8 protein-coding genes are annotated in these 10,085 nt (G+C 68.9%); 4 read left to right on the top strand and 4 right to left on the bottom strand.

Annotated elements, in window-relative coordinates; genetic code table 11:
- From STRIP9103_RS30805 to STRIP9103_RS30790, 4 genes are all read left to right on the top strand, one after another.
- Nucleotides 1-854: sensor histidine kinase (locus STRIP9103_RS30805; protein WP_048821302.1), on the top strand; the 854-nt coding region annotated here is incomplete at its 5' end.
- Nucleotides 851-1,519 (top strand): response regulator, encoded by a 669-nt coding sequence (locus STRIP9103_RS30800; RefSeq protein ID WP_009326964.1) that lies wholly within the window; start codon nt 851-853, stop codon nt 1,517-1,519. The genes STRIP9103_RS30805 and STRIP9103_RS30800, both read left to right, overlap by 4 nt.
- 112 nt (nt 1,520-1,631) lie before the next feature.
- On the top strand, nt 1,632-3,806 hold the full coding sequence (locus tag STRIP9103_RS30795) for an MMPL family transporter (RefSeq protein WP_009326961.1): 2,175 nt from the start codon (nt 1,632-1,634) through the stop codon (nt 3,804-3,806).
- 81 nt (nt 3,807-3,887) lie between these two features.
- The gene (locus STRIP9103_RS30790; RefSeq protein ID WP_009326959.1) at nt 3,888-5,159 is read left to right on the top strand and encodes a metallophosphoesterase; all 1,272 of its coding nucleotides are present in this window, start codon (nt 3,888-3,890) and stop codon (nt 5,157-5,159) included.
- Nucleotides 5,160-5,282: 123 nt separating this feature from the next.
- Here STRIP9103_RS30790 and STRIP9103_RS30785 read toward each other — a convergent pair whose 3' ends face one another.
- The 4 genes from STRIP9103_RS30785 to STRIP9103_RS30770 all read right to left on the bottom strand — a co-directional run.
- Nucleotides 5,283-6,260 (bottom strand): glycosyltransferase family 2 protein, encoded by a 978-nt coding sequence (locus STRIP9103_RS30785; protein ID WP_009326960.1) that lies wholly within the window; start codon nt 6,258-6,260, stop codon nt 5,283-5,285.
- Between the two features lie 46 nt (nt 6,261-6,306).
- The gene (locus STRIP9103_RS30780; RefSeq protein ID WP_009326962.1) at nt 6,307-7,689 is read right to left on the bottom strand and encodes an MATE family efflux transporter; all 1,383 of its coding nucleotides are present in this window, start codon (nt 7,687-7,689) and stop codon (nt 6,307-6,309) included.
- On the bottom strand, nt 7,686-8,990 hold the full coding sequence (locus tag STRIP9103_RS30775; RefSeq protein WP_009326963.1) for a DUF6271 family protein: 1,305 nt from the start codon (nt 8,988-8,990) through the stop codon (nt 7,686-7,688). Before STRIP9103_RS30775 ends, STRIP9103_RS30780 begins: the two co-directional genes overlap by 4 nt.
- A 78-nt stretch (nt 8,991-9,068) precedes the next feature.
- Nucleotides 9,069-10,085: nucleotide sugar dehydrogenase (locus tag STRIP9103_RS30770; RefSeq protein ID WP_009326958.1), on the bottom strand; the 1,017-nt coding region annotated here is incomplete at its 5' end.

The raw sequence follows: 10,085 nt of genomic DNA, 5'->3' as shown, positions 1-10,085 counted from the left end.
CCGCGGTTCTGCTGGCCGGGACGAGCGTGGCGTTCGACCACCGCGGATGGACGGGCCCGGAGGTCGTCGCCCTCAGCGCGCTGAGCGCGTCGGCCGCGGCGGTCGGGTTCGCGGTCCGCAACCGGCGTGCCTACGTCGCAGCGGTCGAGGAGCGGGCGCGGCGGGCCGAAGAGACACGGGAGGAGGAGGCCCGCCGCCGGGTCATCGACGAGCGGCTGCGAATCGCCCGCGAGCTGCACGACATCCTGGCCCACCACATCGCCCTCATCAACGTGCAGGCAGCGGTGGTGGACCACGTGCTGGAGACGGAACCCCGACAGGCCAGGGAGTCCCTCGCGCACATCCGGCGGGCCGCCCGGTCCTCACTGGACGAGGTCCGCACCACCATCGGGCTGCTGCGCCGGCCGGACGCCCCCGACGAGGCGGCCTACGAGCCGTCCCCCGGGCTGGACGCGCTGCCCGACCTGATCGCGGGCTTCACCGCCGCCGGCCTGATCGTCGACCAGAAGATCGCCGGGGCACCCGTGGACCTGCCCCCGGCGGTGGGGCTCACCGCGTACCGGGTCGTCCAGGAGGCCCTGACGAACGCGAGCAGACACGCGTCCCGCCCGCACGCCGAACTGGAACTCGGCTACCTGCCGTCCGCGCTCCAGATCAGCATGCGCAACCCGGCCGGTCCCGTACCACGCTCCCGCTCCACCGCTCCTGATCCGCCGGCGCTCGGGGAGGGCGGCCATGGACTGCTCGGCATGCGGGAACGCGCGCACGCCCTCGGCGGGACCTTCACGACACAGCTGACCGAGGGCCGGTTCGAGGTCCGTGTCCTCCTGCCGCACAAGGGGACGGGAACATGACGATCAAGGTCCTGCTCGCCGACGACCAGGAACTGGTCAGGGCCGGCTTCAAGGTGCTGGTGAACTCCACGCCCGACATGGAGGTGGTGGGCGAGGCGTCCGACGGACGGGAGGCGGTCCGGCTCGCCGGCGGGGCCGATGTCGTACTGATGGACATCCGGATGCCCGGCTCGGACGGCCTCACCGCCACCCGGCAGATCACCTCGACGCTGCCCGACGTACGGGTCCTGGTGCTGACCACCTTCGAAGTCGACGAGTATGTGTTCAGCGCGCTGCGCTGCGGGGCCAGCGGGTTCCTCGGCAAGGGCGTCGAACCGGCGGAACTCCAGCAGGCGATCCGCCTGGTCGCCCACGGCGGTCAGCTGTTGTCCCCCGGTGCGACGCGCGCGCTGATCGCCCGGTTCCTGCGCGGGCCCCTGCAGGACGTGGGCGCCGCCGCCGAGCGGCTGGCGGCGCTCACCGAGCGGGAACGGGAGATCCTCGTCCTGGTGGCGGCCGGGCTCGGCAACGACGAGATCGCCGAGCGGCTGGGCATCAGCCCGTACACCGCCAAGACCCATGTAAACCGCACGCAGGCCAAGCTCCGTGTCCATGACCGGGCCCAACTCGTCATGCTCGCCTACGAGACGGGCCTGGTCCGGGCCGGCTCTCCGCCCACGGTGTAGGGCGCTACCGCGAGCGCGGTACGGCGGATACCGTCCGCGAGACGGACAATCGGGCTGCTCGGGCGCACGAGATTGGAAAGCATCACGTCGGCCTCGTCCCTGAGGAGTTCCCTTGTCCGCCCTTGCCCGCTGGTGCTATCGACACCGGCTCCTCGTCGTGCTGCTCTGGGTGGCCGTACTCGCCGGTGTGGGCATTGCCTCGACCGCCGCCGGTACCAAGGCCAGCGACAGCTTCTCCCTCCCCGGCACCGAGTCGTCCAAGGCGCTCGAACTGCTGCGGGAGACGATGCCCGCCCAGTCCGGAGCCACCGCTACCGTCGTGTGGGAGTCGGATGGCAACGTCCGGGACGCCGCCGTCCGTGACCGGATGACCTCCACCCTCGACCAGCTCGCCAAGATCCCGAATGTAGCCGCGATCACCAGCCCGTACAGCGAGCAGGGCGCGAAGCAGATCAGCGAAGACGGGCACATCGCCTACGCCGCCGTGAACTTCACGGAGCAGAGCATGGACCTGGAGAAGGCCAACCTCGAAAAGTTCGTCGACACGGCCGAGGAGGCCCGTGGCGACGGCCTGAAGGTGGAGCTCGGCGGCGACCCGATCGGCCAGGTGCAGGAATCCGGGCAGAGCCTCAGCGAACTCGTCGGTGTGGTCGCCGCCGCGATCGTGCTGTTCGTGGCGTTCGGCTCGCTGTTCGCGATGCTGCTGCCGATCGCCACCGCGATCGCCGGGGTAGGCGTCGGCCTCATGACCGTCACCCTGCTCACCCATGTCATGAACATCGGCGAGGTCGGGCCCATCCTCGGCGCGCTCATCGGTCTCGGTGTCGGCATCGACTACGCGCTGTTCATCGTCACCAGGCACCGATCGAACCTGAAGAACGGCATGGAGATGGAGGCGTCGGTCATCAAGGCCATCGACACCTCCGGCCGCGCGGTGCTGTTCGCGGGCGGCACTGTCGTGGTCGCCCTGTTCGGCCTGTTCGTACTCGGCGTGGACTTCCTCAACGGCATGGCGGTGGCCTCGGCGACCGCCGTCGTCTTCACCGTCCTCGCCGCGGTCACCCTGCTGCCCGCGCTGCTCGGCTTCATCGGCAAGCGGGTGCTGAGCCGTCGCGAACGCCGCGCACAGACCGTACTTCCCGAGAACCGGCCGGGCATGTGGGCTCGCTGGGCCGTGATCGCCGAACGGCGCAGGGTGGTCCTTTCGGTGATCTCCCTGGTGGTGGTCACCGTGCTCGCCCTGCCGGTGCTCTCGCTGCGGCTGGGCTCCTCCGACGCCGGTAACGACCCTGCGGACACCACTACCCGCAAGGCGTACGACCTGCTGGCCGAGGGCTTCGGTCCCGGGTTCAACGGCCCGCTCCAGCTCGTCGCCGAGACGCCGGGCGCCGGCGATCGGCAGGCCCTGGAGAGCCTGGCCACCACAGTCTCCGACACCAAGGGCGTCGCCGACGTGACTGTGCTGCCGGCGGAAGCCGGCACCGAGGTCGGCATTGTCCAGGTCTACCCGACGACGTCGCCGCAGTCCGAGGACACCGCGGATCTCATCAACCACCTCCGCGACGACGTGATCCCGCCGGCCGAGAAGGGGACCACGCTCAAGGTCTACGTGGGCGGCCAGACGGCGATCTTCGACGACTTCGCCGAGGTGCTGACGGGGAAGCTCCCGCTGTTCCTCACGGTCATCGTCGCGCTCGGCTGCCTGTTGCTGCTCCTCGCGTTCCGCAGCCTGATGGTGCCTCTCGTCGCCGCCGTCATGAACATCCTCGCCACCGCCGCCTCCTTCGGTGTGATCGTCGCGTTCTTCCAGTACGGCTGGGGCTCGGAACGCCTCGGCTGGGGCGCGGCCGGCCCCGTCGAGGCGTTCCTGCCGGTCATCATGCTGTCGGTCCTGTTCGGACTGTCGATGGACTACCAGGTGTTCCTCGTCAGCCGCATGCACGAGGAATGGATCCACACCCGCGACAACAAGCGGGCCATCGCGGTCGGCATCGGTGAGACGGGACGCGTCATCACCGCGGCGGCCACCATCATGTTCTGCGTGTTCATCGCCTTCTCCTTCGGCGGCGAGCGGATCGTCGCCGAGTTCGGGATCGGCTTGGCCGCCGCCGTCGCGATCGACGCGTTCGTCCTGCGGACGGTCCTGGTCCCGGCCACGATGTACCTGTTCGGCAAGGCCAACTGGTGGATTCCCGCCTGGCTCGACAAGCGCCTTCCGCATCTGTCCGTCGAAGGCCCCGCGGATACGGCCGAGGAGAGTCGGCGGCCCGAACCGGCCACCCGCTGAACTCCGTCCTGAGCAACCGACCATGGCCGGCCTCGGCCGCACCGTCAGCATGAAGTGAACGTCAGAGAGGGCTGTTACACCGTGGGAGTCGTGCTCGTCCTGGCCATTCCGGTGGTAATGGGCGTCATGGGTGGCCTGCACTGGTACGTGTGGCGCCGCATCGTCCGGGACACGACCACCCCCGGCACGGTGTGGCGGCGGCTGGGCACCGTGGTCCTCGTGGCGGGCCCCGCGCTCATGCTGACGGTGTTCACCGGGGACCGGCTCGGACTGCCGTTCCAGCTGGTCCGGATCGTCGCGTGGCCCGCGTACCTGTGGGCCGCCGTCGCCCTGTACCTGCTGATCGGCGTCATCGCCGGCGAGGCGGTCCGGCCCGCCCTGGCATGGTTGCTGTGGCGCCACGCCGCGCAACGGCCTGCCGCCGTACCGGCTCCGGCCTCCGAGCCGGTCGCGGTACCGGACGACGCACCCGCCTCGGCTCCCGTCACCGCGGCTCCGGACGCACCCGACGGCGACGCCCCAGCGGACCTGTCGCGACGGCTGTTCGTGGCGCGGCTGGTCGGCGGGGCGGCTGCCGCGGTGGCGGTCGGCACGGTCGGCCACGGAACCTACGGGGTGCTGCGCGGACCTCGGGTGAAGCGGGTGACGGTTCCGCTGGCGAAGCTGCCCAGGTCGGCGCACGGCTTCCGGATCGCGGTGGTCAGCGACGTCCATCTGGGCCCGATCCTGGGGCGCGGGTTCACCGAGCGGGTCGTGGCGACCGTGAACGCGACCCAGCCGGACCTGATCGCCGTTGTCGGCGACCTGGTCGACGGATCGGTGGACGACCTCCGATCGGCGGTCGAGCCGATCAGCGGGTTGCAAGCGCGTCACGGAGCGTTCTTCGTGACCGGCAACCACGAGTACTTCTCCGGCGTGGAGGAGTGGACGGCGCATGTGCGGGAATTGGGCCTGAAGCTGCTGGCGAACGAACGGGTGGAGCTCGCGCCCTTCGATCTGGCCGGAGTGAACGACGTGACCGGTGAGGACCACGACGACGGTCCCGACCTCACGGCCGCGCTGGAAGGCCGGGACCCGTCGCGAACCTCGGTACTCCTGGCGCATCAGCCGGTGTTCGTGGACGAGGCCGTGCGGCACGGGGTGGACCTGCAACTGTCGGGACACACCCACGGCGGTCAGCTGTGGCCGATGAACTACGTGGCCGAGCTGGCCAACCCGACGGTCGCGGGGCTGGAACGGTACGGCGACACGCAACTGTATGTGTCCCGGGGCGCGGGCGCGTGGGGCCCGCCGACCCGGGTCGGGGCACCTTCGGACGTGACAGTGGTGGAACTCGCGTCGGGCCAGGCGTGAGACCGGGCCAGTCAGAATGCTCCCCAGTGGTCTCTTCCGGGACATCTGATACGCCGCGCCCCCGAGCCGCGATCACCGCATCAGGGATGCCGTGGGGCACGGCCGTGCCCCACGGTGCCCGCCTCACTCCGGCATCTTCGCGAACTCGGCACGCAGTTCATCGATCCGTCCCGCGGCGAACAGGCGTACGCGACGCAGATAGGGCGCCGGCATCTGGCGCAGCACCGCGGGCTCGACCGTGCCCAGGAAGCGATGGAGCAGATCGCTGCTGTCCGCCAGGTCGCTCGCCCCGTTCATCTTGCCGGCCTCGACGGTCCAGAAGACGTCGCCGGTCAGCATGTCCTTCGCGAACACGTCATGCAGTTCGGGGGCCAGCCGGAGGATGATGTCCCCGGTCTCCACCACCATCCGCATCCGGGCGGCGACATTCGCCGGCTCGTAGTGCCGCTGTGTGATGGAGGGCTCGCCCAGCTCGCGGAACCGCCACAGGTAGACCACGTCCGAGAGGACGTCCACCGAGGAGGCGAGGATGTGCGCGTGGATGGTGACCGGCGCGTCCTCGTACTGCGGCAGGAAGAACTCGAGGCCGTGGTGGTCCCAGAAGGATCGACGGAAGACCTTGTTCCACACCATTCGGTCGGCGACGAGCGAATCATCCCGGGTGATGTGGGTCCGGAGCCGGGTGGTGGCGAACAGGTCCGCGTATCCGCCGTGCCGTTCCACCTCGTTCGAGCGCAGTCTGCGAACGTCGCCTGAGGCGATGTCCGAGCCGCTCTGCTCCAGCGCGTCGACGAGCATCCGGTAGGCCTTCTCGGGGACGACGTCGTCGGCGTCGGCAAACGCCAGATAGCGTCCGGTCGCCACGCGCGTTCCCGCGTTCCGGGCGGCGCTCAGGCCCTGATTGCTCTGGCTGATCAGCTCGAAGCGCCGATCCTCCGCCACCATCGCCTTCGCTATGGCGGAGCTCCCGTCGGTCGAGCCGTCGTCGACCAGCACCACCTGGATGTCCGTCAGCTCCTGCGCCGCCAGTGAGTCGAGGAGGCCGGGGAGGTAGGGCTCCACGTTGTAAATGGGGACGACGACGCTGAGTTTGGCGGCCATGCTCTGCCTCCATCTGGTTGATTTCTGCATATGGCTGGACAGTTCGCTACACCATCCGGCGGATCCAGCGACGTCGGAACACCCGGTATCCACTGATGCCGGTCTTCACGATCTCCTCGCTGTAGATGGCCAGGAAGATGACGGGGAGCGGGCTGTGCCACACCGCCGTGGTCAGGTAGATCGCGGGAATGGCGACCAGCCATTGGCACACGAGATCCGCCCCGAAGATGTACAGGGTGTCGCCGCCGCTGCGGAGCAGGCCGTTCTGCAGCATCATGGCCAGGACCCGGAAGATGAACAGCACGCCCAGCGCCAGGACGGCTCCACCGGCCGCGTCCAGCGCCACCTGGTCGACGCCGCCGAAGAGCAGGCCGAGAAACGGGCGGGTCAGCATCATGGCGACGCCGAGGACGGACCCGACCACGACGGCATACGCCAGCAACGCCTTGCCCGTCTTCCAGACGTCGCCCTCGCTCTGTCCCTCCCCGATGCCCTGTCCGACGATCACGGCGGCGGAGCCGGCGAGGCCGCTGCTGAAGGCCATGGCGATGGTCTCGACGCTGCTCATCATCGCCATCACGGTGAGCTCGGTCGTGCCGGCCTGACCCACCAGAATGCCGTAGACGAGGATGCCGGACCCCCACGATGTCGAGCTCACCGCGACGGGCGCGCCGACCCGGCCGATCTTTCTCAGCAGCCCCTCACGCAGGCCGTTGCGGAGGTCGCCGGCACCGAAGGCGATCGGGTTTCTCGTCCCGTAGATGTATCCGATGAGCAGAAGGGCTTCCAGCGCCGAGCTGAGCACGGCGGCCCACGCCGCGCCGGCCACCCCCATCTCGGGCAGCCCCCAGCGGCCGAAGATGAGTCCATGGGCGAGCGCGACGTGCGCGATCACTCCGATCACGGTGAACCTGATCGTGACCGCGGCCTTGCCGACGGATCGCAGACCGGCTTCGAGGGAGCAGATGACGGCGTACGGGATCACCATCCAGGCGGCCACGCGAATGTAGGACCCGGCGATGCTCTGGACCACAGGATCGCTTGTGCCGATCGCGGCGATCCGCTCGGCCCACATGAAGCAGCCGGTACTGGCGGCGACCGCGATGAGCCCGGACGCCAGCAGGGTCAACGCGACCGCTTGTCGTGTCCGGGCGACGTTGCCGCTGCCCCACACCTGTGTGGTGATCACGGAGCCGCCGTCCGCCATGCCGCTGACGGCGAGCGTGACGACCATGAACACCAGTCCGCAGAACCCGACCGCCGCCACCTCGGGGCCGCCCAGCTGCCCGGTCAGGAACGTGTTGGCGACGTTCCTGGTGGAGGACAGCAGATGCTGCAGCGTCAGCGGGACGGCGGTGGCGAGCAGCGGCAGTACGAACCGGCGGTCGCGAGCCCAGCGCAGGGCCGGCTCGGGCTGCACCACCGTCATCGAGCGCTCAGCGTCTTGGGGAGGCTGATCTGCTTGGCCCGCTCGATGATGCGCGGCCATCGCTCCAGAAGCAGCTCATGTGTCTCGTAGGCGGCGTCGCACTGCGTGACGTAAAGATCGGCGCGCTCGACCAACTGCCGTCCGATCGCGGCGTAGTTCTCGTCGAAGGGGATCAGGATCTCCTCCGCGATGCGCTTGATCCGCGCGGCGCGCTCCTTCTTGTCCAGCGTCAGGCGCTGCCGGCGACTCGTCTCGACGATCTCGGCGGAGAGCTCGGCCGGCAGACCGTCCCCGTCGTCGTGCGACAGCTTGGTGGAGAGGTCGCCGGTGAATATCCCGTAGTAGAAGTTGAAGTAGTCGGCGAACCGCGCCATGCCCTCCCAGTACGAGAGCTTCCGCGTCGGATCGAACCGCTCGGGCTCGTACTGGTGGAACACCGGCCGGCCGTGGTTCAGCGCCGGGATCCCGAGCGCGGTGGCTATGTCGAACTGGAAGTAGTCCGCCGCGAGCATGTTGTCGCCGGGGACCGCGGGCAGGTACTCGTGCAGCCGGTACATGCCGAAGTTCGCGCAGTCCGGGTTCAGCCCGTCGTTCACCGAGGTCACGAAGTTCAGCTCGTCGACCTCCTCGTAGACCGGATCGAACTGGAATGCCTCGGCGCAGATCTCCTCGACCACGGACCGTTCGAATCCGAGCAGCTCGTACAGGCGGTGCACGATGCCGAAGTCCCGGCGGGCGAAATCCTTGACGTCGATGTTCCACTCGCCGAAGTAGTTGCCGCCGACGACCCAGATCCTCCGGTCGTCGCGCTCCGCGTCCCCCGTGCTCGCGACACTGCCGACCCGCGCTCCCAGGTACCTGAGCTCCGGTTCGATCGGGTACCGAGGCGCTATCCCGTCGAGATGGTCGGAGAGGAGCGTGGTGTCGGAGTCGCGTCGGTGGAACATGTCGGCCCCGAAGGACGGAGTCATCAGGAACAGCTTGTTCATCGCCGTCGCGTAGTTCTTCGCGCGCGACGAGAACACGTTCCGCACCCGCTCCGGCTCGCCCTCCAGCAGGGCGGCGAAGTACGCCCCCTGACGCTCGATCGTCATGTGGTAGAGGGTCAGGTCCGGATCCTGCGCCTTCGCCTGTTCCAGCGCACGGGCGTTGTGTGCGACCTGGTCCCCGTTGTCGGTCTCGATCAGGACCAGCGGAATGTTCTTGCCGAACTCCTCCCGGGCGTATCGGACCTCCTTGACGTAGCTCGCGATCGCGATGCTGGTGTCCCTGTTGGTGGGGATGTGGAGGACGGACTGCATATGACTCTTCTCCCTGTTCGGTGGATCGGTGGATCGGTGAATGGGGGCGAATCCGGGGCCGCCGCCGGGGAACTACCGCTAGGGAACGGCCGAGCCCGGGACCTTCAGCCAGTAGGTGGCGTCCAGGACCAGACTCTTCTCGGTGTCGGGGAGCACCGGGTCGCGGCGCTGCATGGTGTGGACGAGGACCAGATCGACGTCAGCCGTGTCCAGATCCACGCTGTGCAGCGGCTTTCCATTGACGGTCACCGTGCTGATCAGCTCGTCGGAGAAGAACACCTCCGCGCCGGCCCGGTCGAGCTCCTCCATGATCTCCAGCGCCGGGGACTCCCGGAGATCCTTCACACCGGGCTTGTAGGTGATGCCCACGACCAGCACGCGCGCGCCGCGCAGGCCTTTGCGGTGATCGGAGAGAACGTCGCGGACCCGGTCGACGATCTGCCGGGGACGCTCGGCTATGCCGGCCATCGCGGCCGCGACCACAGGGAGGTTCAACCGCTCCCGCCGCATCTGCCACAGCAGGTAGTGCGGGTCGCAGGGTATGCAGTGCCCACCGATGCCCGGGCCGGGGTAGAAGGGCATGAAGCCGTACGGTTTGGTCGCCGCGGCGTCGATGACCTCCATGACGTCGAGGCCGAGGGACCGGCTGGCGTCGGCGAACTCGTTCGCCAGCGAGATGTTCACGGCCCGGAAGATGTTCTCCAGCAGCTTGGCCATCTCGGCGGCTCGCGGCGAGGAGACCTGGTGCACGCTCCGCGAACTGCGGCTCAGCACCTTGACGGCCGCCGCTGTGCACAGGGGCGTCATGCCACCGACGACCCGGGGCACGTCCTCGTGCGCGTAACCGTCGTTCCCCGGGTCGATCCGCTCCGGGCTGAAGGCCACCGCGATGTCGGTCCCCGCGCGCAGGCCCCGTTCGGCCAGCGGGTGGACCAGCAGGTCCTCGGTGCACCCCACATAGGTGGTCGAGGTGAGGATGACGCGCTGCCCGGGAACCGCCCGCTCGACGACGGTCGCGCACGCCGCCTTCAGAGCCTGCAGATCGGGCGTCAGCTCCCGGGTCACCGGCGTCGGCACACAGATCACCACCGTGGA

The sequence above is a fragment of the Streptomyces ipomoeae 91-03 genome, assembly GCF_000317595.1.
GTDB lineage: Bacteria > Actinomycetota > Actinomycetes > Streptomycetales > Streptomycetaceae > Streptomyces > Streptomyces ipomoeae.
This window is presented reverse-complemented; position numbering and strand designations above follow the sequence as displayed.